The sequence below is a fragment of the Streptosporangium sp. NPDC001681 genome (genome assembly GCF_040298085.1).
Lineage (GTDB): Bacteria > Actinomycetota > Actinomycetes > Streptosporangiales > Streptosporangiaceae > Streptosporangium.
Genome location: NZ_JBEOZN010000008.1, coordinates 109,467 through 134,354 on the forward strand (window position 1 = coordinate 109,467; position 24,888 = coordinate 134,354).

Genomic DNA, 24,888 nt, shown 5'->3' on the forward strand with positions numbered 1-24,888 from the left:
CCTGACCGGACATCCCGTGCCCATGGTCAGGCGGCGGTGACGACGCCGGAGGCGCCGTCGACGGTGATCTCCTGGCCGGTGACGATGTGCTCGGTCGCCCCGCTCACGCCCACCACGGCCGGGATGCCGTACTCGCGGGCCACCACGGCGCCGTGGGAGTTGGCGCCGCCCATCTCCATCACCAGGCCGCCCGCCGTCAGGAACAGCGGGGTCCAGCCGGGGTCGGTGGAGGGGCAGACCAGGATCTCCCCGGGTTCCAGGTGCGCGCCGACCGGGTCGAGGACGACCCTGGCGGCACCGGTGACGGTGCCCGCCGAGGCCGGGGTGCCGGTCAGCGCGCCGTCCACCGGCGCCCGTACGGCGGTGGCCTCCGGTTCGGTGCCGTCGGACAGCAGGACGCGGGGGACGTGCCTGCGGCGCAGTTCGCGGGCGGCCTCCGCACGCCGCCGCGCCACGAGATCTCTCAGTGTGGCCTCCGTCGGCGCGATGGCCCTTGGCGAGGCCGGGCTGCCAAGGGCCGCCCTGGCCTCGTGGAAGGTCAGGAAGAAGACGTCGTCGGCGCGGGAGAGCAGGCCACGGGAGACCAGCTCGGCACCGACGGCCAGTAGCTCGGCCCGCATCGCGGCCAGGGCGGTCACCACGACGTACTTGGGCATCTCACGCAGGCCCGCCAGCGCGCGGGTCCGGCCGAGCGCGAAGCGGACGAGGCGCCCGCGCGGCCCTCCGGCACGCCCGCTCAAAGTCTTGATCATGACAGTGGCCTCGGTGGCGCCCCTGGCGAACAGCGCGTCGGGGGCCAGGGCCGGGTCCTCCAGCCGCAGGTAGTTGGCGAGGACGCCGAGGATGTGGGTCGGCTCCTCCGACCAGCGCGGCAGCCCGAGGTCGATCTCGGCGACCGCCCTGACGCCGTAGCCGGAGAGGAAGTCCGCCAGGCCGTCTCCCAGCACGCCGGGCAGCGTCCCGGCGTGGAAGCGTTCGGCCAGCTCGGCGGCGGGGGTGCCGAGCAGCAGGGAGGCGGCCTCGCCGTCCTCGCGGATGCGGGCGGCCAGCCGCCACAGCGCCAGGTCCATCTCGGTGGTCACGTTGTGCGGGAGCCCGCGCAGCACCGTCTCCAGCTCACCGGGCCGGGCCCGGTCGCCCAGCACCAGGGCGGCCAGGCCGAGCATCGCGAACCCGGCCGCCGCGGCCGGGGCGATGGCCGGCAGCAGCGGGAAGATCTGGCCGCCCAGCATCCGCTCGACATGGTCGAGACGCTCGGCCGGGGCGGCGCCCCGCGGTGCCGGGAGCCGTCCCCGCAGACGCTCCCGGAGCAGCTCCACGTCCCGATGCGCCGAGGCGGGGTCGCGCAGGGCCCGTACGAAGCGGCGCGGGATGTGGAAGCGGGCCGCGATCCGCATCGCCCGGCGCAGCGGCGGCCGGAGCGAGGGCTGGGTGACGCCGAACCGGGGGTCGTCGAACAGTCCGCGCAGCACCCTCGCGGACCTGGCCTCCATCACGTCGAGCACCTTCGGGAAGAGCACCCGGCCCACCCGGCTGCGAATGAGGCCGGTGACGTCGAAGAACAGCCGCCCGCCCGCCTCGGCGACGGGCGGGGCCCCGGCCGGCCGGTCGGCCACCGGCATCCCCAGTATCTCGGACACCGATGACGAGAGCAGCCTGAAGGCCGACATGCCCATGGGGGTGATCGGCCGGTGGAGACCCTGGGCCAGGCTGAAGCAGAAGTAGATCCGGGTGTCGCCGGGCCCGGAACCTCCGGCCGGCGTCTCCACCGCGGTTCCCGTGTCGCCCGTCACGGCGGGAGCACCGCCCGCCGGGCTCGCGGCCGGCTCCGCGTGGTGGGGGATCGGGTAGAGGGTGGTGATGGGACGCGCCTGGGTCAGCCAGAGAACACCGGCGGCGTCGATGGCCCACTCGATGTCCTGGGGCGCCCCGTAGTGCCGCTCGACCCGGTCGCCGAGTTCGGCCAGCGCCGCCAGCTGCGTGTCGGTGACGCAGGCACTCTCCACGGGGTCCGCGGGGGTCTCGACGTGCTCGACGCCGCCGCCCGCCAGCGACCGTACGGCCACCTGCTTGTCTCCCAGGCGGCGCTCGGTGATCCGGCCGGTGGCGGTGTCGAGCACGAAGTGGTCGGGATTGACCGCGCCGGAGACCACGGCCTCGCCGAGACCGGGACTGGCGTCGATCACCGCCTCGCGCCGCCGCCCGGTGACCGGGTTGGCGGTGAACATCACCCCGGCCACCTCGGACTGGACCATCTCCTGGATGACGACCGCCAGGCGCACGGCGCCGTGGTCGATGCCGTTCGCGGCCCGGTAGGCGACGGCCCGGTCGGTCCAGAGCGAGGCCCAGCACCGCCGGACCGCGTCCAGCACGGCGTCGGCGCCGATCACGTTGAGGTAGGTGTCCTGCTGCCCGGCGAAACTGGCGTGCGGCAGGTCCTCGGCGGTCGCGGAGGAGCGGACCGCGACGGGGCCGTTCGCGCCGCTCCTCGCGGCGTCCGCGATGTCATCGGGGACCGGTGCGGCGAGCACGGTCTCGCGGGCCTTGGCGGCCAGCGCGTTCAGGGCGGCGACGTCCTCGGCGGGCGTGGTGGCGAGCGCGGTGAGCAGATCCTTCAGCGCGGTCCGTTCGGTGACCCTGCGGTAGGCCTCGGTGGTGACGCACAGGCCCGGGGGAACGGGGAGCCCGGCGGTGGTGAGCACGCCGAGATTGGCCGCCTTGCCGCCGACCAGGGGCAGCATCTCCGCCCCGATGTCCTCGAATCTCAGGATGAGAGGCAGCGGCGCCTCCTGCCGAGACCCCGCAGGAGGCGTCGGGGATGGGATGTCGCCGGCCAGCCGGTCACGCTCCACGCCGTCCATCGGGCCGCTCCCTGTGTCGCTGCATCTGATGCGTGCTGCAACGTTAGGCCGGAGAGGCCAATAAATCAACAAGTGATGAATTATCTGCCGCGCCCGCCCGGCCAGGGCTCGTCATGCCTGTCCCGCCACCGCTCGGGGCCGGGAAACGGAACGGCGACGGCGCCGGCCTGGTGAGGCCGGTGCCGCCGCCGCGAAACGCGAGTCCGGGGGTCAGTGTCTAGTTGCCCCAGCCGAGGAGCCAGACCTGGCCGCCTGCCCCGTAGCGGTTCTTCTGCCACGGGTATGCCCGGGAGGAGCACACGCCCGTGTAGGGGTTGTAGGAGGTGCAGAAACGCCATCCGTCCGTGACGTCCCAGACGTTCCAGCCGACCCCGTACGCCTGGATGTTCTGGCAGCCCTCGTACATGTAGGTGGGCAGGTTGGTGCTTCCCGTGCAGCTCGCCGAGGTGTACGTGATCTGGGTGCCGTTGCCGCACCACGTGTGGTAGCCGAACCCGCTGAGGCCCGGAGCCCCGTACGTGGTCGTCAGATACCAGCAGCCCGACGTGAAGTTACCGGAGGTGTTGGAGAACTGCCTGGCGGGCGACTGGATGCCGCTGGCGAACTTGCCCTGGTTGGTGTCGATGATCCTGGGAGGGGTTTCCTGCTGGCGGGACATGTCGATGTACTTGTCCAGCCCCCTCCTGCGGATCTCGTCGGCGGTCAGGGCGCGCGCCGTGGGCCTGGGGGGCGGGTCGACCCGCTGGACCGGGGCGGCCGGCGAGCCGCCCGGGGCGGCCGGCGGGGCGGGTGAGAAGGCTCCGAGGCTCAGGACGGCGATCGCCGCGAACGCGCAGCTGACCGTGACTCGGGCGAATCGTCGATTCAATGGCATGCGGCATGCTCCTTATCAAAACGGCGCGCCGTGGGCAGGGGCGTAGGCATCCCCGTCCACGGGGCGAGCTTGATGGCGTAGGAAATATATAAGCCCGCCTTTCCTGGAGTGCGGAATCTGGTTTCCGGCAGGGTAAACGAAAATTTCCCCGGGTAATCGGCAGGAGGTCTTGCGTGACCTCGCCGCCTGTGATTTCACGGGCCTGGCCAGGCCGCAGGGAATCCGGTACGACGTGTACGAAAGGGATTATGAAGGACCGGCGTGTTTTTCCGGCAGGCGGCTCCGGCGCCTTTCCTGGGAATTCTCGAGAGTAAGCGGATCGTGCCCCGGCCGGACTTCTTTCGCTGATTTACCGCCCGTTTGGGGGACGTGTTCCGACAAGCGTGCTCAATCCGGTACCGGGGCCGGGCGCGGCGTTCGTTTCCCGGGAGGGTCGCCCGGTGCCCGTCACTCCGGCGCCCCGGATCCGGGCCTCTCGCGATCGTTGGAACCGGCGTGGGAATCGGATAGGAAGGAGAGCATGACTACCGAGCAGACGTTCGTCATCGTCGGAGCGGGCCTGGCCGGGGCCAAGGCGGCGGAGTCCCTGCGCGAGGAGGGCTTCTCCGGCCGGATCACGCTGATCGGCGCCGAGACCGAACTCCCGTACGAGCGGCCCCCGCTCTCGAAGGCCTACCTGCTCGGCAAGGAGGAGAAGGCCAAGGTCTACGTCCACGACGAGGGCTGGTACGCGGACAACTCCGTGGAACCGCTGCTCGGGCGCCGCGTGACGGACCTCGACCGGGCCGCGCACCAGGTGGAACTGCACGACGGGCGGCGCATCCGCTACGACAAGCTGCTCCTCGTGCCCGGCGCCTCACCGCGCCGCCTCGGCGTGCCCGGCGCCGACCTGGACGGCGTGCACTACCTCCGCAGCCTCGACGACTCCGAGCGGCTGCGCGAGGCGCTCCGCGGCGGGGGCAGGGTGGCCGTCGTGGGCGCGGGCTGGATCGGGCTGGAGACCGCCGCGGCCGCCAGGGAGTACGGCTGCGAGGTGACGGTCATCGGGCCGAGGGCGGTGCCGCTGCACACCGCGCTCGGCCCCGAACTGGGCGCCTTCTTCGCCGACGTGCACCGGCGGCACGGCGTCGACCTGCGGCTCGGCCGCGGGGTGACCGGGCTGCTGGGCTCCGGACGCGTCCACGCGGTCGCCACCGACGACGGGCAGGAGGTCGCGGCCGACGTGGTGATCGTCGGTGTCGGCGTGAACCCCAACACCGAACTCGCCGAGCGGGCCGGCCTGGCGGTGGAGAACGGGATCGTCGTCGACGAGTCACTCCGCACCGACGACCCCGACGTCTACGCCGCCGGTGACGTGGCGAACGCGTTCAACCCCCTGTACGGCACCCGCATCCGCGTCGAGCACTGGGCCAACGCACTCAACGGAGGGCTGACCGCGGGTAAGGCCATGCTCGGCCGGCCGGTCGTCTACGACCGGCCGCCCTACTTCTTTACCGACCAGTACGACGTCGGCATGGAGTTCTCCGGCTGGTTCGCGCCCGGCGGGTACGACTCCGTGGTCATCCGCGGAGATCTGAGGTCGGGCGCCTTCCACGCCTTCTGGCTCGCCGACGGGCGAGTCGTGGCGGGGATGCACGTCAACCAGTGGGACGAGGGCATCGCACCGGCCCAGGATCTGATCCGCAGCGGTGCGACCGTCCGCCCAGAGCGGCTCGCCGACCTCTCCGTACCGCTGAGCGACGTCACGAAAGGCTGACGCACGGCCTCGCCCCCGGCACGGGAACCGGAGCGGCCGCTCGCCCGTCCACGGGTAAGGAGCCATGGGAAGAGGGGCCGTAGGAGGCGAGCATGACCCCCACCGAGAACGTGACCATAGAGACACGAGGCCACCGGGAGTCGCTCGCGCTGACCGGGACGGTCTGCGACCTCTACCAGGCGGTGTTCTCGTTGCCTCCCTTCAACGGGAACCGCGCGGAGTTCGCCAACCAGCGCTCCTACCTTCCCCGCCTGATGGACCGGCCCGGATTCCGGCTGACCACCGCGCGCTCCGGCCCCGAATTCGTCGGCTTCGGGTACGGGTACCTGCTGCCCGCCGACGCCGGCTGGTGGACCGGGCTGGCCGAACCGGTCGACGAGGAGTTCGCGGCCGAGACCGGGACCAGGACGTTCGCCATCATCGACTACGGGGTGCTGCCCGGCTGGCGTGGCCTCGGGGTCGGGCACCGGATCCACGACGAGCTGATCGCCGGATCCGGTGCCGAGCGGGCGACACTGTCGGTGCAGCCCAGGGCCGCGCGGACCCAGGCGATCTACCGGCGGTGGGGGTGGCGGAAGGTGTCCCACAAGCTGCTGGACCCGCCGATTCCCGCCCCGGTCTTCGACATCCTGGTGCTGGAGAAAATACCCACGGCACGCCGCCGGTGAGCCGGCTCGTCAGACGATTCGCGAGGTGATTCGCCAGGTGATTCGTCAGGCGATGAGCTGGAGGGCATGCAGCTTCTCGTCCAGAGCGGCCACCTGGCGGGTTCTCGCCCACGGGTTCAGCGCCTCGCGGATCTCCACCACCGAGCGGGCCAGCCGCGGCGAGGTGTTCCGGCAGGTGAGGCGGGCGGCCTCGCCGATATGCTCGCACGCCTCGTCGATGGCGCGCAGCCGCAGATGCGCGCGCGCCAGATCCAGCCGGCTGAACGCCAGGTTGCGGACGAACGTCGGGTCGATCCGGGCCAGGGATCGGGCGGCCATCTCGACGGCGGCCTGGGCGTCGCCCATGTCCAGCAGACACTTGGTCTTGGTCGACAGATACTGCCCGTCGCCGTAGAAGTAGAGCAGCTTACCGCCCACGTCCTCCGTGCCCGCGTGGCCGAGCTCGCGGAGGGCCCGGTCCAGGCTCCTCATGCACCGGGCGTGGTCCTTGTGGCGATCGGTCTTGGCCGAGCGGCGCAACACCGCGGAGTAGGCGCGGGCGCCGACGTCGCACGCGTACGACACCAGTAGCTTGCTACCGGCTCGCTGCCCCCAGGCCAGCGCCCCCAGAGCGTGCTCGACACCCTGGCGGGGATCGCCCTGCCAGGTCGCCAGCTGCGACCAGTTGGCCAGGACGAAGCTGTTCATCGCGTCGTTGTCGGCCCGGTGCGCGGCCGACTTGGCCTGCTCGTAGTAGTAGTTCGCCCCGTTGAAGTCGTTGAGGTTGAACAGCACCCAGGCGGTGAACCTGCAGATGTTGGCCAGCAGGTACAGCAACCTCTCGCGCACCTCGTCCGTCGACGCGGCCGGGATCAGCGACCGCACCAGGTGCTGCTGGGCCAGCACGGTCCCCAGCACCGACTGGGGGCCGAGACTGTCCTCCTGGCGCATGCAGTGATGCAGCACCGCGTCGATGTGGTCGACCGTCGCCTGGTCCACCCGGGACGGCTCGGCGGCGATCAGGGCGAGCCGGCCGAGCTCGTCGTCGTTGAGCCGGTCCAGTAGCGGAGAGGCCGCCGCCGCGGCCGCCGCGGCCCTGACCAGGGCCAGCACGTCGCGCCGGTTCATGGACGCCGCCCACTGGGCGAGAGCCCGTACGAGGGCGTCGTACTCCTCCTCGCGGGTCGACCCGACCGGCGCGGGCCCGGCGGGCAGGGCCGGCAGGGTCGCCAGCACCCCCTGGATATCCTCGTGGCAGAGGCTGCCCGCGGCTCCCGCGGCCACCAGTTCTCGTCCCCGGAGTCGGGCGGCCGGGGCGTTGTGCTCGTCGGCATCGCGGTGGTCTTCACCGTCGACCAGATCGGCGGTGCGGCAGTGATAGATACGGGCCAGCCGGTTCAGACCGGCGATCGGCGGCTCGTTGCCGGTGGGGCCAGGCCAAGCCTCCCACGACCCGAGCTTGCGGGTCGTCAGTGGCTCGTTCGGCCAGTACTCGTTCCATAGATGGCAGACCTTGGCTTGTGTGAGTCGATGCGCCTCCCGGAAGCCCTGACGGGAGTTCAGGTGCCAACGTCGCTGGAACTCCGCTGCGACCTCCGCCCACGTGCAACCACGCTCGCGGAGTTCAGCGCTGAAGATGTCCATCTGCTGCTTGACGCTGCGCGGTGCACGTGGCATCGGCTCGGCCTCTCCCGGCGGGTCCTCCGGTGGTGATTCTTCGGGCCGAACGTTACTGGTCGATCACGTTCGGTGACGGCAGAGTGCAGAAATCAGCGACCAGATCGCCGATCCCTGCCGCGTCATCGTCGTGCGAGGTGAATCGACATCCGACAGCGACCAACAGACGTGGTCTCGTCGCCTGTTTCCGGCACGCTCCGCACAGGAGGGTTGAGACAACGCCGGAGCCACCGGATTCGCGTGATCTCATGGCTCGGGCGGGGCGTCCCTATCTGCGCCGGGGACGTGCGACCGAATCTCCGTTGAACCTCCCTGGAGCCATCACATGACCGTGCTCCCCGTCGAACGGCCGGGACCGATGCACTCACCGTTTCACCCCGATCTGGGCGCCCCCGACGAGCTGTCCCTGGACGCGGCCGAGCTGCGGCTGGCGGCGCAGCCGACCGCCGCCTCCCAGGCTCGCGACTTCACCCGTGCGCAGCTGCGCAGGTGGGGCCTGCGGGAGCTTTCCGATGTCTGTGTGCTGGTCGTCTCGGAGATGACCACCAACGCCATCAAGGCCACCGCCGTCCCGCACACCCCGGACGGCTACGCCTGCCCGCACCCTTCGGCCCCCTGTGCCTGCTCGCAGGTCGCCGGCCCGTACCCGATCGTGCTGCGGCTGCGCCTCACCACCGTGGGCCTGTTCGCGGAGGTCTGGGACAGCAGCGACGGCGAGCCCCAGATCACCGAGGCGGGGGAGGACGATGAGAGCGGCCGGGGCCTGCAGCTCGTCGGCGTCTGCACCGACGAGTGGGGCCACTACCGGTCACCGGCCAGGGGGAAGGTCGTCTTCGGTCGCTGGGCTCTGCCGTTCGCCCGGCACGGTCTGGACGTGGTGCCCCGGCAGCCGGCCGCGTACTCCCGGATCCGTACGGCACGTACGTGATCCTCGTTGTGCGACTTTACGGCGGTGTCCTGTTTTCCAGGTAATCGGCTGGATGCCGTGGATTCCAGCCGAATTTGTCGGCCCGCTTTACTAAGGTCTGCTCGGTAGGCGATGAATCTACCGAGCCGGTGTCGACAGGCAAGGGCCGTTATGACGGGTGCCGGCCCATGCCTGCGAAAGAGAGCTCGCGACACCGCCGGAATCGACGGGTACCAGGACCATAGGGAGCACAATGACGGCCAAGGTCTACACCGGGGCGAGCATGTCACTGGACGGCTACATCTCCGGCCCGGCCGAAACGGGATTCGAGCACCTTTTCAAGTGGTATGGCACCGGCGACGTCGAAGTGCCCACCGCGCAGCCGGACAGGGCGTTCCGGATGTCCGCGGCGAGCGCCGAACAATTCCAGGGCCTCGTCGACAGCACCGGGGCGCTGATCGTCGGCCGCCGCCTGTTCGACTCCACGGGTGCCTGGGGCGGCCGGCACCCGATGGGCAAGCCCGTGGTCGTCCTCACCCACAAGGTGCCGGACGGCTGGCCGCGTGAGGGCGACCATTTCACCTTCGTCACCGACGGCATCGAGAGCGCCGTCGAGAAGGCCAGGTCCCTCGCGGGCGACAAGGTGGTGGGAGTCAACGGCGGCACCATCGCCCAGCAGTGCCTCGACGCGGGCCTGCTCGACGAGATCTGGGTAGACCTCGTCCCCGTCCTCCTCGGCGGCGGCACCCCCTTCTTCGGCGGGTTGAAGAACGTCCCGGCCGAACTGGAAGGCCCCACCTCGGTCATCGAGGGCACCGGCGTAACCCACCTCCGCTACCGCGTCCGCTACGCCTGATGTTCCGGGGCCGCGCCCGTCGGGTTGCGACAGCTCGGAAGTGACTCGGGCCTGGCGGGTACGGTTCACGAATGTTGTCGCCTCTATGAGCGGGCGCCCTACTCGGGGTACATCAGAGCCTCCATCGATCCCAGCACGGTTCAGCTTCACCCGTGCTGGTTCCAGGATGTAGTCTCCGAACCGGCGAATGTCGAAGCGCGCTGTCGGCATTGGGCCGGTGGGCGGTCTGAAAGCGGGAACCATGGCGGCGGAGTTCGAGCTCGGCGACTACATCCTGGTGCAGGACGGCAGGGTTCTTGAGATTTTCCACCGTACTTTGTCAAGTGTCAGGCGCTACCACGTGACGTTTCTCGGAGTGGATGCGAAACCGCGCGGCAACGGGTTCAAGGTCGTACTCGGCAGCAGGGGCGGCGACGACCGGATTACCAACGGGGTGCCGCTGAACATGGACGCGGAGGAGTTCGAGCGTTTCCGTGAATTCATCGCCCTGGCGATGGCTGCGCGCGACCGTTCGTAGTGGATGCCTGAACGCAAATCGATGGATCGACAGGAGCCATCCGGTCCGAGCGCGAAGAACGACGAGATCCACGATGAAGTGTTTCGGGTCTGTCGCGGTCCTTTCTTTCGCTTAATCCAACCAGCACGGCGGAACAACAGGTAATCACATGGGCGCTTACCCTTGCCCGTCACCGTGCTGGACGGACGTCATCCGAAGGACTCGCGCCGAGGTCTCTCCGGGCTTCGCGAGGGGCTCACAGCCATTCGGACGACGTGCTTTCCACGGACGCCGCCGGCTTCCAGCGCGCGGTGCGCCCCGGCGATGCCAGCGAGCGGATACACCGTGTTCACGACCGGTCGCAGCGCTCCGCTCTCCACACATCCCGTCAGGTCGGCGAGCAGCCGGTGGGTGGGATTACCGCTGAAGAACCGCACCCGCCGGGAACCGAACACGGGCCTTGTCCCTCACCGCGGTGATCGCCGTCGTGCCCACGCCGGGCAGCGTCGACCGGGGATTCACCGCCGCGTTCCTGACGGCGTTCCCCGACGCGATCGACCACGAGCGGGAACGCGCACGCGCCGAGCACAGCTTCGCCGAGCTGACGCGGCGCGGACGGCCGCGCCGAGAACAAGAAGATCGAGGTCAGTTGCAGAGACTGATGTACCATACCGGCTTGAAATCTATTATTTCGAAATAGCCCGGGGGGGTTGACTGAATCTCAGCGTGTCGCTGGTCGAGGAACTTCACGGTGACGTTCTGATTGTTGTACACCAAACTGTTGCGGTCACCATTGACGCCCCAATTGGTCAGGGCGTACTCAGTGCACTTGTAGAACTGAAATCCAATATTCTGACCACCGCTCCCCACCTGGGTGGTGCAGAATCTGGACGCCGGGCAGCGCTGTGTCCAGGCGACGCGCCCAATGCGGAGCGGGTCCTCCGTGTACTCGGCGCTGGGGCTCACGGTCACCAAGGCACCGGCCGCCCCAGCCTCTGTGGTCTCGTTCGACGCATCGGACGATGCTCGCGGCGTAGCAGTCGGAGTGCCGTCGGTCCCCGCTGCGATGTGGATGACGTCGGTGCGGAGCGGAGCGTCGTCCAGCGTCGCGGCGTTGGTGGTGGTCCCCGTTGACAGCAGTCCCACCGCGACAAGTGCGGCCACGGCGGTTACCCGCTTGATGAGCGTCGCCTTCATGGACCTTCCCTTTCCAAGGTCGTACCAGTGGCGGATCTCGCCACGAAACGACCCTCACAAGGCACGTTTCAGCGAACAAGATCCCGGGGCGGGAAGGTCTGGAATGTTGGGAATCTTGTCCTTCCTTGGCTGTCCGGGCCCGGTCAGCCAAGGTCGGCCTCTGGGAGGGACGGCCATGAACTCGCCCGCACCCACGGCCGCAGCTTTTCCGGATTGCGGACCGCCCAGATCCGGGTGACGCGGCCGTCGGCGACATCGAACGAGGCTACGGTCATGACGGTGCCGGCACGCTGGGCCACCAGGCCCGGCACACCGTTGACCGACCGCTCCAGGAGTTCGAACCCCGGAGCCTTGTCGGCGATGGCGACCATGTACTGGGCGATGCGCGCACCGCCTTCGATCGGGCGCAGGACGGTACCGACCATGCCGCCGCCGTCGGCGGTCATCACGGCGGCCGGGTCGAGGAGCTCGACGAGGGCCGCGATGTCCTTGGCCTCCCATGCCTCTTTGACATGCCGCACCGCGTCGGCCTGCTCGGCCGCCGTCACCGGAGCCCGCGCGACGCGCACCCGCCGCCGGGCGGAGGCCGCGAGCTGCTTGCAGGCCGCGGAGGTCCGGCCGAGGATGCCGGCGATCTCGGCGAAGGGGTACCGGAAGACGTCGTGCAGGACGAACGCCACCCGCTCGGCGGGTGTCATCGACTCCAGGACGACGAGGAAGGCCATGGTCACCGATTCGTCCAGGACCATCTGGTCGGCGGGGTCGGTGCCATGGCCGCGGTCCCACTCGGTGTGGTCGGGCAGCGGATCGGGCAACCACGCGCCGACATAGCGTTCACGCCGGGCCCGCGCCGCGCCGAGCACGTCCAGGCAGATGCGGCCGGTCACCGTCGTCAGCCAGGTGCCGGGGGACACGATCTCGTCCTGTCGACTTCGTGGCAGCGCGTACCAGCGCGCGTAGGCCTCCTGTACGGCGTCCTCGGACTCGGTCAGTGAACCGAGCAACCGGTAGGCGACATTGATCAGTTGGCGTCGCTCACCGGCCATCTCATCGGTGCTCGCCCCAGCCGCCCCCATGCTCCCGACAGCCTCCTCGCCTTACCTTTCGCAGGCCCGCGTCGTCGGGCTGGTGAGACCTTATCGACCTACTGCCCCCGGGGCGGAAAAGGGGACCGTGGCATGGCAAACCAGGCGACGGCACAGCGCCGCTTCTCGTTTCTGCAGATCGCGATCACCCTGCAGACCCTGACCATCTTCCTTCAGGCGGTCTCCGCCGGACTGCTGCTGACCTCGCCCTACGGAGAGACACTGCACAGTGCCGGAGCCCGTGTGATGTACGGGGCGTCGATGCTGTACGTACTCGCGGCGGTGCTGGCGTGGAAGCCGGGCGGCGGCTCGCCCCGGCCCGTCTGGCACGCGTCCGGCTTCCTTGTCCTCGCCTCGGTCCAGGTCCTGCTCGGCATCGCGCACATACCGTCGGTCCATCTCCCCCTGGGCGTCCTGATGTTCGGACTGAGCGTGCTGGCGCTGGCGCGGCGCTGAAGTCCGATACGGGGCATTCTCAAATAGCGCGCAGGCCCCGGTCGGCGAAGGCGATCAGCCACTCGAAGCTCTCGTCGATGTCGGCGCTCCACTGGAAGCCGTTGGCCACCTGCAACGTGGCGAAGCCGTGCCAGAGGCTGCGGAGCATGCGCAGGGCGTGGTCCATGCCGGACTCTCCGATCTCGTAGCCGCGCAGGACCGCCGTGAACGCGTCGAGCAGCCGCTGGCCCGCGGTGGCCAGCGGATCGTCCGGGCCGGACGGTTCGGTGCCGATCGTCGCGGCGTACCGGCCGGGGTGCTCCAAGACGAAGGTGCGGAAGGCGTGCGCCGCGGCCGCCAGGGCGTCGCGGCCCGCGTACCCCTGGATCGCGCCGCCGACGGCGTCGGCGGCCTCGTTCAGCGCCAAGACCGCGATGCGCCGGTTGAGGTCTTCCTGGCCGCTCACGTGCTTGTACAGGGACGGGGTCCGCACGCCCACCCGCTCGGCCAGCAAACCCATCGTCAGGTTGGCGAGGCCCACCTCGTCGGCGAGGGCGGCACCGGCCGCGACCACGGCCGCCGGGTCCAGGCCGGCCCTAGGCACGAGCGGCATCCGAGCGGAGGAAGGCGAGCATGAGCGAAACCACCTGGTCGGGGAACTGGTCGTGCGGGTAGTGCCCGGCGCCCTCGATCATCTCAAGGCGACCGAGACCGGACGGCAGGGCATCGACGATCGCCGAACCCTCGGCGTGCGGGTCGGCCCAGTCGGGGTCGAGCGTGCCCATCACCACCAGGACCGGGCAGCGGACGTCGCCGAGCTGCGCGCCGGCGTCGGTCGGGGCGCTGCGGCCCATGCCCTGCATGGCCTTCATCCGGCCCGGCTCGCGCAGCAGGGAGTCGATGCGGCCGAGCCGCTCGGCCCAGTCGGCCGGTTTCACGCCGGGGTAGGCCACGTCGAGGTACGAGCGCCAGAGCGGCACGCTGCCGAACGCGGCCGTACCGAGCAGCCGCAGCATGCCCTGCCGGAAGCGCCTCACCCGCAGGTCGCCGAGGCTGATCGACTGCTTGCGGGTGAACGGCGCCAACTCGACGACCGCGGTGATCAGCGAGGGCTCCCGCGCCGCGGCGATGGTGGCGGCGCCGCCGGAGACCGAGTGGCCGACGAGCACGGCCGGGCCGCCCAGGTGGCGGATCACGGCGAGCAGGTCGCCGGCGATGTCGGTGCGGCTCCAGGCCGGCCAGCCGACGCTGGACTCGCCGCAGCCGCGCAGATCGACCGCGGCGACCCGATAGCCCGCCGCCACCAGCGGCGGGATCACCGCACGGTACGCGGCGCGGCTGTCGCCCATGCCGTGGGCGAGAACGATCAGCGGGCCGGACCCCGCCACCTCGTAAGCGATCGTGCCGCCGTCGACGGCAAGGTACTCGGTCACGACATCCTCCAGATCCGGCTAACTCTGTTAGCTAAAAGCTAATATAATTAGCCAAACCTGTCAACGACGAAACCCCCAGCACTCGAAGCGACGCCGGTGCGGATCACGAAGACGAGGTCGTACGCCTGCCACGAGGCCGGATACTCCGCTGGTCCCGCATTCCGCACGTGCCGCATCGTTGCAGGTCGGCAACTGCGTCCGAGTCGGCAACGTGGGTGATCACCCCAGGCCGACCGGGGTCACGTGCGGAATGCAGGGCTAGTGGCCGATCTTGTCCAGCTCGGCGAGTTCCCCGTCGGAGAGCGAGAGTCCGGCGCCGGCGACGTTCTCGCGCAGGTGCGCCACCGACGAGGTGCCAGGAATCAGCAGGATGTTCGGCGACCGCCGCAGCAGCCAGGCCAGGGCGACGGACATCGGCGTCGCATCCAACCGGGAGGCCACGGCCGACAGCGCCGAGGACTGCAGTGGGCTGAAGCCGCCGAGCGGGAAGAAGGGCACGTAGGCGACGCCCTCTTCGGCGAGCTCGTCGATCAGCTTGTCGTCGTGGCGGTAGGCGAGGTTGTACATGTTCTGCACGCACACGATCGGTGCGATCGCCCGTGCCTCGGCGACCTGTTCCGCCGTCGCGTTGCTGACTCCGAGGTGGCGGATCAGCCCCTGCCGCTGGAGTTCGACGAGCGTCTCGAAGGGCTCGGCGAGCGAGCCGGGCTGGGGTCCCTGAGCATCGCCGAGCCGGAGGTTGACCAGGTCGAGCACCTGGAGGCCGAGGGTTTCCAGGTTCTCGCGGACGGCACGGCGCAGGTCTTCGGGCCGCCGGGCCGCGGGCCAGCCGCCGTGCTCGTCGCGGGTCGCGCCGACCTTGGTCACGATGTGCAGCGATTCCGGGTATGGGTGCAGTGCCTCATGGATCAGCTGGTTGGTGACGCGCGGTCCGTAGGCGTGGGCGGTGTCGATGTGGGTGATTCCGAGGCCGACGACCTCGCGGAGGACGGCGAGTGCGCTGTCGTGGTCGGCGGGCGGGCCCATGACCCCGGGGCCGGCGAGCTGCATGGCGCCGTAGCCGAAGCGGGTGACGGTGAGGTCGCCCAGGGTCCAGGTGCCGCCGGGAAGCGAAGTGGAGAGCGTGCTCATGCCTCTGTCTTTCGTGTTGAGCTGGTGGTGGTGCATAACGGTTCGCTGCATCAGTTTGGAGAGGTAACTTTCTGGCGGGAAGTAGGCACTTTGGAGTGCGTAAGACACCCACGGGTGAGAGGAGCGGTCGATGGCAACGACGACGGCGGCCCAGAAGAGGGCACAGGCCAAGGCGGAATATGACGCTTTCCTGGCGGTATGTCCTAGCCGCAAGCTGCTCGACCGGATCTCCGACAAATGGGTCGCGCTGATCCTGGCCGCGCTGGGCAGCGACGGCTCGCATCAGTTCGGCGCCGACTGCGCCGGTGAGCCCCGGTCGATGCGCTACTCGGAGCTGGCCCGCCTGCTGGCCGGCGTCAGTCAGAAGATGCTCACTCAGACACTGCGCTCCTTGGAGCGTGACGGTCTGATCACCCGCACCGCGACGCCGACCGTGCCCGTCACGGTCTCCTACGAGCTGACCGACCTCGGTCTCTCACTGCACCACATGATGCGCGGCCTCAAGACCTGGGCCGAGACGCACATGGACGACGTGCTCGCCAACCGCGCGACGTACGACACCCGCACCACCTGAACCAGGGAGCGGAGACGTCGTATCGTCGATTCGAAGTCCGGGAGTCGCGGGTGAGGTCGGGTGAGGCGGTGCGCAGATCACCTCCCGTCGCTGTCGCACGAGTCCGTACAACAGCGCGATCCACATCGCGTCCGCCCAGGTACGCAGACCGTACAGGCGCACCAGTTCGGCCAGGTCGGCGGGCGGGTGCCGGGAAACGGGAGCGCGTGGGCTGTCGGGGCGGGGCAGGTTGGTGGCCAGGTACCAGGTCGCCTTGGCCGGCAGCCTGCCTGGGTCGGTGGTGACGATCACCAGCCGGACCGCCTGGTGGGGCCCGTGACCGGCCCACACCGCATCGGCGGCCCACCAGGTGACGGTGCGGCCATCCCAGAGCCGACGTTCCACCGGGGTCCAGGCCCCTGGATTATCGGAGCCACCCCAGGCCGGCTCCCGGGCGGCCTCGACGGGGGTGTGCACCGCCTGGACCTGGGCCCACGAGCCCTGGCTTGGTTTGAGCGCCGGCACGAACGGCAGCCCGGCGGCCCACAGCTCGCCGGTGAAGGCCGCGTGGTCGCCGTAGAAGCAGTCGGCGACCACGGCCCGAAACGACACGCCGGCCGCCCACGCTTGCTCAATCAGCTGTGCCGCCGGCTGCGGCTTGGTCCGAAAACGCCGGGTTGCTGCGCCCGCCGGGCAGGCCGACGACTCGCCGATGTCCTGCCGCTGATGGCGCTTCACTTCCATGATGGGGGTCGTCAGTTGACCATGTCCTTAGGGCACGGATGAGACTCGCTGCCATGAACACTGTGGATGAAGTTCCCATGAACCAGAGCCGCCGCACGCCCGTCCGGCCGGGCTGGCCCGAGCTCGGCGTCGCTGTGCTCGCGGCCGCGATCCTGTACGCAGTCGGGTCGACGATCGCCTACCTGCTGCCGGCCGACTCCCCGGTCTCGCCTGGCCAGGCGAACTTCCTCGTCTCGGGCCTCGCGCCGCTCGGAGCGTTCGTCGTCGCCGTGCTCATCCGCATCCGCGACGTCCGCCCCTTCGGGATGCGGCGCGTGCATCCCGGTTGGCTGCTCGCGGCCATCGCGATCGCCCTCGCGTGCTTCGCGCTCAGCTGGCCGATCTCGGCGATCTTCGACCCGTTCTTCCCCGGGTCGGAGAGCGTCCAGCAGGGCTATCGCGACGCTGCGCGCTCGGGCGTGCTCTCCCTCGTGGTGACGATCGTGCTCGGCGGCCTGCTGACGCCCATCGGTGAGGAGGTCCTGTTCCGCGGTGTGTTCGCGAGCTTCCTGTTCCGCTGGGGCACCTGGATCGGCGTGATCGTGAGCGCGGCGGTCTTCGCCGTCGCGCACGGCATCAACAGTGTCATGCCGATCGCGTTCGTTGTCGGGCTCAGCACCGGGCTGCTGCTCCGATTCTCCGGCTCGATCTGGCCGGCCGTGGTCGTCCACGTCGTCTACAACAGTGCGGGCTTGCTATACCACGGCATCGGCTACTGAGCTACTCGACGAGCTTCCCCGCGATCGAGACTCACGCATGATTGCCGCGAGGGCGGGGTCGATCGCCTCTTACCGCTGCGTGGCTGTACGTGGACCTGGTGCGCGCGGATGCTCTGGGACCGAACAGGAGGCGCTGGCCTTTCCGCTCCGCGAGAGGTACGCCGTGGTCGGCGATCTGCAACATCGGAGGACAAACGTGCCCGCGATCGTGAGAAAGAGCGCGGGCTTGCCAGCCGAGAAGCGCAATGCCTCCGGCCGGCTCGTCGAAGCGCCGTCACCACCAGCTGGATACGAGCCCTCGATCAACTCGCCTCGCCTGCCAGCGCCTGGGCGCGAGCGAGTACCTTCAGCTGGGCGGCGTTGAACAGCTCGGCGAAAGCGGACGCGATCGCGGCCTCGGCGAACCCAGGGCCGCGCGTCGCCGCGGAGCCGGGGTCCGCCATCCAGGGGAACCGGGCCTGGCTCCGCTGGATCGACTCGGCCAGATGGCGCGCGATGGTCTCGATCGTCGCGTCGTCGGCGTCCTCTGGGAGGTAGTAGAACTCTTCGTCGGCCTCGCCCTCGGTGGCCTCTGTCATGAGCTGACGGAGGTCGTCGAGAGCGCTGTCCTTGAGCACCCCCGAGAACACGGTCAGCAAGGCCCGGTCCCGCTCCGACAATCCTTCGGCGACCGGACCGAACGGCAGTGGGGTGTCCAAGGGGGCCCGGTACTTGAGGATGACAGCCAGCTCCGCGCGAATCCGTTGCAGGCGCTCGATTGTGCGTGCCAGCTCGGCATCGAGCACGCGGATGGCTTCGTCGGGCTCCTCGTCCGCACTCCCCATCGCCCGGATCTGGGCGAGCGACAGGCCGAGCTCGGTCAGCCGCTTGACCTGAAGCAGCCGGACGAGGTGCGTCGTCTGGTATTGCTTGTACCCGTTGGGCGCTCGGCCGGGCAACTCGAGCAGTCCCATTTGGTGGTAGTGCCGCACCGTCTTGATGGTGGTGCCGGCGAGGTCGGCGAGCTGTCGCGTGCTCCAGGCCATGCCCGGGTCCTCCTCTGATGTCGCGCCGGATCGTCCTGGATCGAGCACAGCCCATGTCCAGGGACACGCTCAACCGCCGGGCCCTCGATCCTCGTTGTAAGAGCAGACGACCATCATCATGCTCGTCGAAGACACGGATGCCCACGCTCGGCCAGATCCATCTTCTCTGCGATGAACACCTGGGTCTGGAACTCTGCCACGGTGCTGCCGGTGTTGGTGAGCTGGGCCTTCACGGTGAGCTGCTGGGTGGCCGGGTCCAGCACGGCTTCGGGGGTGCCGTAACCGGCATGGGGCGTGGTGTACCAGGGGAGGCCGCCGAGGTCTTCGGCGGTCGCGGGCCTGATCCTGACCGCCTGGCCGCCGGCGGCGGCCAGCGACATCGACAGCCGGGTGGACGATCACCCTGGGCCCCCGCGCCGCCCTTGTGGGAGCCCTGACCCTCGCCGCTACGGCACCCACCCCATGAAAGACGGGCCCGTCGGCACTGACGGCGGCGTGATGCCCAGGCGGTGACGAACGCCTCCGGCAGCCGTGGCGTCCGGTCTCTTTCGTCGGTGCATGGCGCTGGAAGGCAACAGCATTGTGTCGACGGGCAATTACGTAAGATCTTTCACTTTTAATTATGGGAAGTATGACCGGCAGAGATTCTGAGAACAATATTCGGGTTCGGTAATCTTTATGGTCTGATTTGTCCGATAGGCCGGAGAGGGGTCGTCAAAGATCTCGAACGGTTCGTCGATATTCGGGGCCGGATGCTGATTCGATGGTTACTCCGAATGGCAGTGGCATCATCGGAATCTGCTGTTTATCGGCGCATCCCTGGCTGATATGGCAAAGTGTCCAACCGATATCGATAAGTAAGGGTGGACCGTCCGAGGGATATCGGTGCTGAGGCTGCCCTTCGCATGTCCGTACGAAGAGCCGGTGTTCGGTAACCGAGGTCAAGTGAATCCTTCCCCCTCTCGGAGTGTGGCCGCGGAGCGCCACAGGTCTCCCGGCCTGGTTGCAGGGGTCGGGCGGCACCGCGCCCCGAATCGCGACCGGCTCCACGAAATCGATGCGCTCCGTATCGCCGCGGCTGTCGCCGTGGCGATATACCACTACGTCTTTTCCGGGTACGCGGGCGGTGCGATCCAGGTCGGTTTTCCCGCAGGGAGTGAGATCGCCAGGTTCGGCTACCTGGGCGTGGACATGTTCTTCATGATCAGTGGCTTCGTCGTGCTGCTCAGTGCCTGGAACCGTCGCCCGGGAGCCTTTCTGGTCTCGCGAATCGTCCGCCTCTATCCGGCCTTCTGGGTCGCGGTCACGATCACGACGGTGGTCTCGGTCACGCTGGGTATGGGAAAATATCCCATCACGTTTGGGCAGTATCTGGCCAATTTGACGATGTTCAACGCGTTGCCCGACATTCCCAATGTCGACGTCGTCTACTGGACGCTGTGGGCCGAGATCAGGTTCTACGCGCTCATCTTCGTGCTCGCCTGGATCGGCATCACCCGGAACCGGGTCATCGGAGTGCTGTGGGGCTGGTTGGCCCTGACCTTCCTGCTGCAGAGCGGAGTGCTTCCCTCCTCGGTTCACTCGGTGGCCGACCTGGTGGTGCAGTCGCAGTTCTCGCACTACTTCATCGCGGGCATGGCCCTGTGCATGGTCTACCGGTTCGGCCTGTCGGCGCAGCTCGCCGCGATCGTGCTGATCTCTTTCGTCAACGCCGTCTACCGAGGTATCGAGTTCGCCGGCAAGGTGGGCATCCGCTACCACACCGAGATCGAGAGCGCCGTCGTCGTCGCCGTCGTCGTCGCGATCTTCATCGTGATGTTCCTCGTCTCGCTCCGCGTCACCCAACGGCTCGGCCGCCCCTGGTTCGCCGTCGCCGGAGCCCTGACCTACCCGCTGTACCTGATCCACGCGCACGTCGGCTTCATCGTCTTCGACCGGCTCGGCGACGTCGTGCAGCAGCACGTGCTGCTGGTCGGCACGGTGGTGCTGATGTGCCTGGCGGCCTACGCCGTCAACGTCGCGGTCGAACGCCCGCTGGCACCCCGGTTGAAACGGCTCCTCACCCCGGCGGCTCGATGATGCCGTGCATGTCCGTCTTTCAGGGCCGCCGGGTGGAGGTGCGGCTGATCAGGTGCCAGGAGACGTCGGCGCTCTGACCGGCGGGGGCGGGGTGGCCAAGGGCGGTGCGGGCGCAGTGGGCGCCCTGGTCGCGGAGGGACTGGGCGATCGTGGTGAGCCCGGCGGGGGTGGCCGCGTCGGAGTCGTCCCAGCCGCTGAGGGTGAGGTCGCCGGGGACGCTCAGGCCCAGCCGGGCGGCGGTGCGCAGCGCGCCGAGGGCCAACTCGTCGCTCATCGCGGCGATCGCGTCGCAGGCGTACGGGCCGGTGAGCAGTTCGGCCGCGAGGGCTTCGGCCTCGCGCGCGCTGTTGGTGGAGCAGACGGCGACCAGGACCTGTGACCAATCGCCGCCGGTGGAGGCCCAGGCGTCGCGGTAGCCGCGCAGGCGCTGCCGGGTGACCCGGAAGGTCGAGGCGTCGGGGTCGATTCCCGGAGACGCGCTGCCCGGAGTGGTACCGGGAGGCTCGGCGTTCGGGTCGAGGGCCGCGGGGACGGAAGCACGGACAGGGGCGGAGGGCGCGGGAACGCGACCGCGATCTGGAGTGGGAGTACGCCCGAGATCGGGGAGCGGGCCGGGACCGGCCGTACCGAAGGCGACCTGGGAGATCCGGTCGCGGTCGAGGGGGAAACTCAGCACTCCCGGGCGCCGTGCCCCCGCGAAGACCTCGCGGCCCACGGCAGCGGCGGCGGCGCGGTCGTCCGCGGCCACGAAGAACAGACCGTCGCGGTGGGGGCCGCCGTGGATCACGGCGGGCAGGCCGGTGGCGGTGATGGCGTCGATGACGGGGTCGTCGTCGGCCGTCGTCCAGACCACGAAGGCGTCGACGGCGGCCTCGGTGACCCGGTCGACGTCGGAGGGGGCTCCGGTGACCGGGACGAGCGTCAGCGCCATGCCGTGGTCGGCGCAGACCTGGGCGACGCCGGACAGGAAGCGGGTCGCCTGGGGGTCGTCGAAGGCGTAGGTGAGGTGCTCGCCGAGGACGACGCCCAGGGTGCCGGTGTGACCCCGGCGCAGTGACCGCGCGCCGGGGTGTGGTCCCGGGTAGCCGAGGCGTTCGGCGGCCTCGCGGACCCTGGCCCGTGCCTCGTCGGAGACCCGTCCCGGCTGGCCATAGGCGTACGAGACGGTCATCACGGACACCCCTGCCGCGCGGGCGACCTCGGCCATGGTCACCCGGCGTCGTGCCGTCCGTCCGCTCATGGGCCGAGGATATCTGTGTATCGATACACAATGAGTTTGTGTATCGTTACACACGTGTCAGTGGAGAAGGGTGGTACCCGGGCGCGTACGGCCTATGCGGGTTTTGCCGCGTTCGGTGCTTTCTGGGGAGTGTGGGGTGCCTCGGTGCCGGCTATCCGTGCCCAGGCGGAGCTCGGTGACGGGGAACTCGGTACGGCGCTGCTCTTCATCGGGGCGGGGGCGCTGCCCGCGATGCTGGTCACCGGCAGGGCGGTCGACCGCTGGGGGCTCCGGGTCGCCGCGCTGCTGCTGGTGACGCTCGGCGCGGCGGGGACGCTGGTGGCCGTGGCCGGACGCGACTTCTGGAGCCTGTCGGCGGGGCTGGCCCTGCTCGGCGCCTCCTCGGGCGCGGCGGACGTCGCGATCAACTCCGCGGCGGGCTCGGCGGAACGGGCCTCCGGCAGACCGGTCATCACCCGCGCGCACGGCACCTTCTCCGCCCTGGTGGTGGTCGGCAGCCTCTCCGCCGGGCTGCTCGGCGTCCTGGGAGTGCCGGTCGTCGTACCGTTCCTGCTGGTCGCGGTCGCCACGACCGGTGCGGCGCTCAGCGTTGTCGCCGATGCGCGGGTCGCCCCGGTCGCGGCGGGGGCCGCCCGGGGCGGCGAGCGGCGCGGGAGCAGGGGGCCTGGTCGGCCGAAGTACGCGGTGAGCCAGGCAGGTGAGAGAAAGGGCAGTGGCCGGGCGGAAGTGCACGGCGGCGAGCGGCGCGGGGATGAGGTAAGCCGATCAGGCGGGAGAGGGGTGCGTCTGTTCCCGCTGCTCGTGGTCGGCGGGCTGGGCGCGCTGGCCTTCGCGGTGGAGAACGCCCACCAGAGCTGGGGCGCGGTCTACCTGGCGGACGTGGCCGACGCCGGTCCCGCGCTCGCCTTGGCCGGTCCGGCGGTCTTCGCCGCCGTCGTCGCCCTCACCCGCTTCGCCGCCGGCGCGTTCGGCTCCAGGTACGCCACGACCGTGCTGGTCTCCGGCGCCGTGACGGCCGCCGCCGGAACCCTGCTGGTGTCCGGTGCGCAGTCCGTCCCGGTGGTCCTGCTCGGGCTGGCCCTGGCCGCGGCCGGTACGGCAGTGCTCTTCCCCACCCTGATGGGCGTCGTCGCCGCCCAGGTCGGCGAGGCCGCCAGGGGGAGGGCGACATCCGTGGTGGCCACCGTGGCCTACCTGGGCTTCCTCGCCGGTCCCGTCTACGTCGGGCGCTGGGCCGAGGCCACCGGCCTGTCGGGGGCGATGACGGCCGTCGCCGCCCTGGCCGCCACCCTCGCGGCCCTGTCCTGGCCCGCCCTGCGCTCGGCCGTCCGCACCGGCTCTTGGTGGGACCCCGGTGACCTCCACCATGCGGAGAAGATCAGCGGCCGCACCTTGTGACACCCGGCCGCCGTGCCCCGCCTTCTGATCTGCCGAAGGGTTGCCTTTCGATCTGCCGAACAGCAGGCTTTCGATCTGCCGAGACTCCGAGGTGGCCGGATGGTGCTCAGGAGTTCCGCTCCGGCGCTGTCGTCCATCCTTGGCCTGGGCATTCGATGGCACGAGATGCCGTCCGGTCGTCTGTCTGCCGGAGCCTGGTCGTTCGTTTCCGGGCCAGGCTCCCGCATGTCGGCGGCGTCGGTGACGTCCAACCGCCGGAACGAGGCGCTGCCGCCGTCGGCGATGATCTTTGCCGTCAGCTGTTCCAGCCGGTCCGTGCGCCGCGCGCCGAGGAGGAGGTGATGGCCGTCGGCGGCCAGGCGGAGCGCTGTCGCCTCGCCGATCCCGCTGCTCGCCCCCGTGATCGCGACCACCTTGGCCGATGCCCTCATGCCCGCTCCCGATACAGCACGAGGTGCTCGTGGTAGAGCACGCCGTCGCGGATGTCGCCCGTGGCGGTGAATCCGGTGTCGTCGACGTAGTCCAGATGACCGCCGGTCACCGTGTACCGGCCCGTGTACGCGCTGCGCCGGTCGCCGCGTGCCTCGTCGTACCGGCCGTCCGCTCGCAGCTCCTGGCGGATATGGCCGTCCGCGGTCACCCACATGCCGACCACATCCACCTTGCTGTCATCGGTGGTCCTCGTCATGGTCTTCTCCCTTGCCTGGTGATCTGTCCTTCGTCACCGAGTCTGGGCGGGTCGCGGGCCGCCAACCAGGACACTCACCGCCTGGGTGTGACACACCCGGGCAGGCCGCCGTCTGCCTGTCTAACCTGGGGATATGGCTGACAACGAGCTGGGAGACTTTCTGCGCGCACGCCGCTCGGGCCTGCTGCCAAAGGACGTCGGCATGGCGACCCATGGGGTACGCAGGGTCGCCGGACTGCGCCGCGAGGAGGTCGCCGTTCTGGCCGGTATGAACGCCGACTACTACACCCGCCTGGAACAGGGGCGCGAACGCCACCCCTCACCCCAGGTGCTCGACGCCCTCAGCCGTGCCCTGCACCTGGACGCCGACGCCCGCGCGCACCTGTACCGGCTGGCGGGCACCGCGCCGAACGGGCGGCCGGACCAGACCCGGGACACGGTCGGTCCCGCACTGCGCCAGCTGATGGACGGCTACCCGAACACTCCCGCGTTCGTCATCAACCGCACCCTGGACATCCTTGCCGCCAACGCCCTGGCCGAGGCCTTGTTCTCGCCCTTCGAGCCCGCCGACAACCTCGCCCGGATGGCCTTCCTCGACCCCGCGGGACGGCACTTCTACACCCGCTGGAACTGGGCCGCCCAGGCCACCGTGGCCAACCTGCGGCAGGCGGCCGGGTTCGACCCCGAGCATCCCCGGCTCCGCGAGCTCGTACGGACCCTGACCGAGCAGAGCAGGGAGTTCGCGGCCCTGTGGAGCGCCCACAGCGTGCGGGGCAAGACCCGGGACGCCAAACAACTCATGCACCCGGACGTCGGCCCCCTGAGCCTTACCTACCAGGCCTTCGACGTGCGTGACGCGCCCGGCCAGCAACTGATCATCTACCACGCCGAACCCGGCAGCCCCAGTGCCCAGGCACTCACCCTGCTCGGCAGCATAGGCGCCACCCGGCGACAGCCCCTGGACCGTTCGGCCGATTGAGTGCCCGTGACCTCGTCTGAAGAGACGGCCTGGAGGGGGCGGCGAGGGCTCGTGGTGCTCGGCCGAGCG

At 69.7% G+C, this 24,888-nt stretch carries 25 protein-coding genes and 2 pseudogenes; 12 read left to right on the top strand and 15 right to left on the bottom strand.

Annotation, left to right across the window (positions count from 1 at the left end; genetic code table 11):
• Window positions 1-26: 26 nt before the first annotated feature.
• Together ABT130_RS05710 and ABT130_RS05715 are read right to left on the bottom strand one after the other, a co-directional pair.
• Window positions 27-2,861: a PEP/pyruvate-binding domain-containing protein gene (locus tag ABT130_RS05710; protein WP_350953152.1), complete on the bottom strand. Its 2,835-nt coding sequence runs from the start codon at window positions 2,859-2,861 to the stop codon at window positions 27-29.
• A 217-nt stretch (window positions 2,862-3,078) separates the two neighbouring features.
• On the bottom strand, window positions 3,079-3,735 hold the full coding sequence (locus ABT130_RS05715; protein ID WP_350953154.1) for a hypothetical protein: 657 nt from the start codon (window positions 3,733-3,735) through the stop codon (window positions 3,079-3,081).
• Between the two features lie 520 nt (window positions 3,736-4,255).
• Between ABT130_RS05715 and ABT130_RS05720 the strand changes: the two genes are divergently transcribed.
• A complete protein-coding gene (locus ABT130_RS05720; RefSeq protein WP_350953156.1) occupies window positions 4,256-5,491 on the top strand; it encodes an NAD(P)/FAD-dependent oxidoreductase in 1,236 nt (411 codons plus the stop codon).
• Window positions 5,492-5,583: 92 nt separating this feature from the next.
• Window positions 5,584-6,159: a GNAT family N-acetyltransferase gene (locus ABT130_RS05725; RefSeq protein ID WP_350953158.1), complete on the top strand. Its 576-nt coding sequence runs from the start codon at window positions 5,584-5,586 to the stop codon at window positions 6,157-6,159.
• A gap of 45 nt (window positions 6,160-6,204) precedes the next feature.
• Here the strand turns inward: ABT130_RS05725 and ABT130_RS05730 are convergent, their stop codons facing one another.
• Complete coding sequence (locus tag ABT130_RS05730; protein ID WP_350953160.1) at window positions 6,205-7,815, bottom strand: NsdA family TPR-like regulatory protein; 1,611 nt, start codon at window positions 7,813-7,815, stop codon at window positions 6,205-6,207.
• 325 nt (window positions 7,816-8,140) lie between these two features.
• On the opposite strand from ABT130_RS05730, the gene ABT130_RS05735 reads away from it, so the two are divergent.
• From ABT130_RS05735 to ABT130_RS05745, 3 genes are all read left to right on the top strand, one after another.
• Window positions 8,141-8,743 (top strand): ATP-binding protein, encoded by a 603-nt coding sequence (locus ABT130_RS05735; protein ID WP_350953162.1) that lies wholly within the window; start codon window positions 8,141-8,143, stop codon window positions 8,741-8,743.
• Between the two features lie 232 nt (window positions 8,744-8,975).
• Entirely contained in the window at window positions 8,976-9,578 is a 603-nt protein-coding gene (locus tag ABT130_RS05740) for a dihydrofolate reductase family protein (RefSeq protein WP_350953164.1), read from the top strand.
• 187 nt (window positions 9,579-9,765) lie between these two features.
• Window positions 9,766-10,095 (top strand): hypothetical protein, encoded by a 330-nt coding sequence (locus tag ABT130_RS05745; RefSeq protein WP_350953166.1) that lies wholly within the window; start codon window positions 9,766-9,768, stop codon window positions 10,093-10,095.
• Between the two features lie 188 nt (window positions 10,096-10,283).
• On the opposite strand, the gene ABT130_RS05750 is transcribed toward ABT130_RS05745, so the two are convergent.
• The 3 genes from ABT130_RS05750 to sigJ all read right to left on the bottom strand — a co-directional run bounded on the left by ABT130_RS05750 (window position 10,284) and on the right by sigJ (window position 12,347).
• Window positions 10,284-10,529 (bottom strand): zinc-binding dehydrogenase, encoded by a 246-nt coding sequence (locus tag ABT130_RS05750; RefSeq protein ID WP_350953168.1) that lies wholly within the window; start codon window positions 10,527-10,529, stop codon window positions 10,284-10,286.
• 190 nt (window positions 10,530-10,719) lie between these two features.
• Complete coding sequence (locus tag ABT130_RS05755) at window positions 10,720-11,271, bottom strand: hypothetical protein (RefSeq protein ID WP_350953170.1); 552 nt, start codon at window positions 11,269-11,271, stop codon at window positions 10,720-10,722.
• A 143-nt stretch (window positions 11,272-11,414) separates the two neighbouring features.
• Window positions 11,415-12,347, bottom strand: a complete 933-nt coding sequence (gene sigJ / locus ABT130_RS05760; RefSeq protein ID WP_350953172.1) for an RNA polymerase sigma factor SigJ — start codon at window positions 12,345-12,347, stop codon at window positions 11,415-11,417.
• A 102-nt stretch (window positions 12,348-12,449) separates the two neighbouring features.
• On the opposite strand from sigJ, the gene ABT130_RS05765 reads away from it, so the two are divergent.
• Window positions 12,450-12,812 (top strand): hypothetical protein, encoded by a 363-nt coding sequence (locus ABT130_RS05765; protein WP_350953174.1) that lies wholly within the window; start codon window positions 12,450-12,452, stop codon window positions 12,810-12,812.
• Window positions 12,813-12,831: 19 nt separating this feature from the next.
• Here ABT130_RS05765 and ABT130_RS05770 read toward each other — a convergent pair whose 3' ends face one another.
• The 3 genes from ABT130_RS05770 to ABT130_RS05780 all read right to left on the bottom strand — a co-directional run bounded on the left by ABT130_RS05770 (window position 12,832) and on the right by ABT130_RS05780 (window position 15,355).
• On the bottom strand, window positions 12,832-13,395 hold the full coding sequence (locus ABT130_RS05770) for a TetR/AcrR family transcriptional regulator (protein ID WP_350953176.1): 564 nt from the start codon (window positions 13,393-13,395) through the stop codon (window positions 12,832-12,834).
• Complete coding sequence (locus tag ABT130_RS05775) at window positions 13,388-14,224, bottom strand: alpha/beta fold hydrolase (protein WP_350953178.1); 837 nt, start codon at window positions 14,222-14,224, stop codon at window positions 13,388-13,390. The genes ABT130_RS05770 and ABT130_RS05775 overlap by 8 nt, the downstream gene beginning before the upstream one ends.
• Before the next feature lie 258 nt (window positions 14,225-14,482).
• Window positions 14,483-15,355 carry an aldo/keto reductase family oxidoreductase gene (locus tag ABT130_RS05780; RefSeq protein ID WP_350953180.1) on the bottom strand — a complete coding sequence of 291 codons (873 nt, stop codon included), beginning with the start codon at window positions 15,353-15,355 and terminating at the stop codon, window positions 14,483-14,485.
• A gap of 130 nt (window positions 15,356-15,485) precedes the next feature.
• Here ABT130_RS05780 and ABT130_RS05785 point away from each other — a divergent pair, with 130 nt between their 5' ends.
• Window positions 15,486-15,929 carry a winged helix-turn-helix transcriptional regulator gene (locus ABT130_RS05785; protein ID WP_350953182.1) on the top strand — a complete coding sequence of 148 codons (444 nt, stop codon included), beginning with the start codon at window positions 15,486-15,488 and terminating at the stop codon, window positions 15,927-15,929.
• Here the strand turns inward: ABT130_RS05785 and ABT130_RS05790 are convergent.
• The gene (locus ABT130_RS05790; protein WP_350953184.1) at window positions 15,831-16,652 is read right to left on the bottom strand and encodes a transposase; all 822 of its coding nucleotides are present in this window, start codon (window positions 16,650-16,652) and stop codon (window positions 15,831-15,833) included. The genes ABT130_RS05785 and ABT130_RS05790 overlap by 99 nt on opposite strands.
• A gap of 53 nt (window positions 16,653-16,705) precedes the next feature.
• Between ABT130_RS05790 and ABT130_RS05795 the strand changes: the two genes are divergently transcribed.
• Together ABT130_RS05795 and ABT130_RS05800 are read left to right on the top strand one after the other, a co-directional pair.
• On the top strand, window positions 16,706-17,410 hold the full coding sequence (locus tag ABT130_RS05795; RefSeq protein ID WP_350953185.1) for a CPBP family intramembrane glutamic endopeptidase: 705 nt from the start codon (window positions 16,706-16,708) through the stop codon (window positions 17,408-17,410).
• Between the two features lie 164 nt (window positions 17,411-17,574).
• Window positions 17,575-17,722: pseudogene (locus ABT130_RS05800) on the top strand (IS256 family transposase); the annotation flags it as partial.
• Here the strand turns inward: ABT130_RS05800 and ABT130_RS05805 are convergent.
• Window positions 17,713-18,435 (bottom strand): helix-turn-helix domain-containing protein, encoded by a 723-nt coding sequence (locus ABT130_RS05805; RefSeq protein WP_350953187.1) that lies wholly within the window; start codon window positions 18,433-18,435, stop codon window positions 17,713-17,715. The pseudogene ABT130_RS05800 and the gene ABT130_RS05805 sit on opposite strands and share 10 nt — an antisense overlap.
• 116 nt (window positions 18,436-18,551) lie before the next feature.
• Window positions 18,552-18,815 (bottom strand): hypothetical protein, encoded by a 264-nt coding sequence (locus ABT130_RS05810; protein ID WP_350953189.1) that lies wholly within the window; start codon window positions 18,813-18,815, stop codon window positions 18,552-18,554.
• Window positions 18,816-19,404: 589 nt separating this feature from the next.
• Between ABT130_RS05810 and ABT130_RS05815 the strand changes: the two genes are divergently transcribed.
• Entirely contained in the window at window positions 19,405-20,514 is a 1,110-nt protein-coding gene (locus tag ABT130_RS05815; RefSeq protein ID WP_350953191.1) for an acyltransferase family protein, read from the top strand.
• A 19-nt stretch (window positions 20,515-20,533) separates the two neighbouring features.
• Here ABT130_RS05815 and ABT130_RS05820 read toward each other — a convergent pair whose 3' ends face one another.
• On the bottom strand, window positions 20,534-21,754 hold the full coding sequence (locus ABT130_RS05820) for a LacI family DNA-binding transcriptional regulator (protein ID WP_350953193.1): 1,221 nt from the start codon (window positions 21,752-21,754) through the stop codon (window positions 20,534-20,536).
• A gap of 30 nt (window positions 21,755-21,784) precedes the next feature.
• Between ABT130_RS05820 and ABT130_RS05825 the strand changes: the two genes are divergently transcribed.
• Entirely contained in the window at window positions 21,785-23,152 is a 1,368-nt protein-coding gene (locus tag ABT130_RS05825; RefSeq protein ID WP_451935440.1) for an MFS transporter, read from the top strand.
• A gap of 233 nt (window positions 23,153-23,385) precedes the next feature.
• Here the strand turns inward: ABT130_RS05825 and ABT130_RS05830 are convergent.
• A pseudogene (locus tag ABT130_RS05830) lies at window positions 23,386-23,583 on the bottom strand (SDR family oxidoreductase); the annotation flags it as partial.
• The gene (locus tag ABT130_RS05835) at window positions 23,580-23,840 is read right to left on the bottom strand and encodes an Atu4866 domain-containing protein (RefSeq protein ID WP_350953197.1); all 261 of its coding nucleotides are present in this window, start codon (window positions 23,838-23,840) and stop codon (window positions 23,580-23,582) included. The pseudogene ABT130_RS05830 and the gene ABT130_RS05835, both read right to left, overlap by 4 nt.
• Before the next feature lie 133 nt (window positions 23,841-23,973).
• Here ABT130_RS05835 and ABT130_RS05840 point away from each other — a divergent pair, with 133 nt between their 5' ends.
• A complete protein-coding gene (locus tag ABT130_RS05840) occupies window positions 23,974-24,819 on the top strand; it encodes a helix-turn-helix transcriptional regulator (RefSeq protein WP_350953199.1) in 846 nt (281 codons plus the stop codon).
• Window positions 24,820-24,888 lie beyond the last annotated feature (69 nt).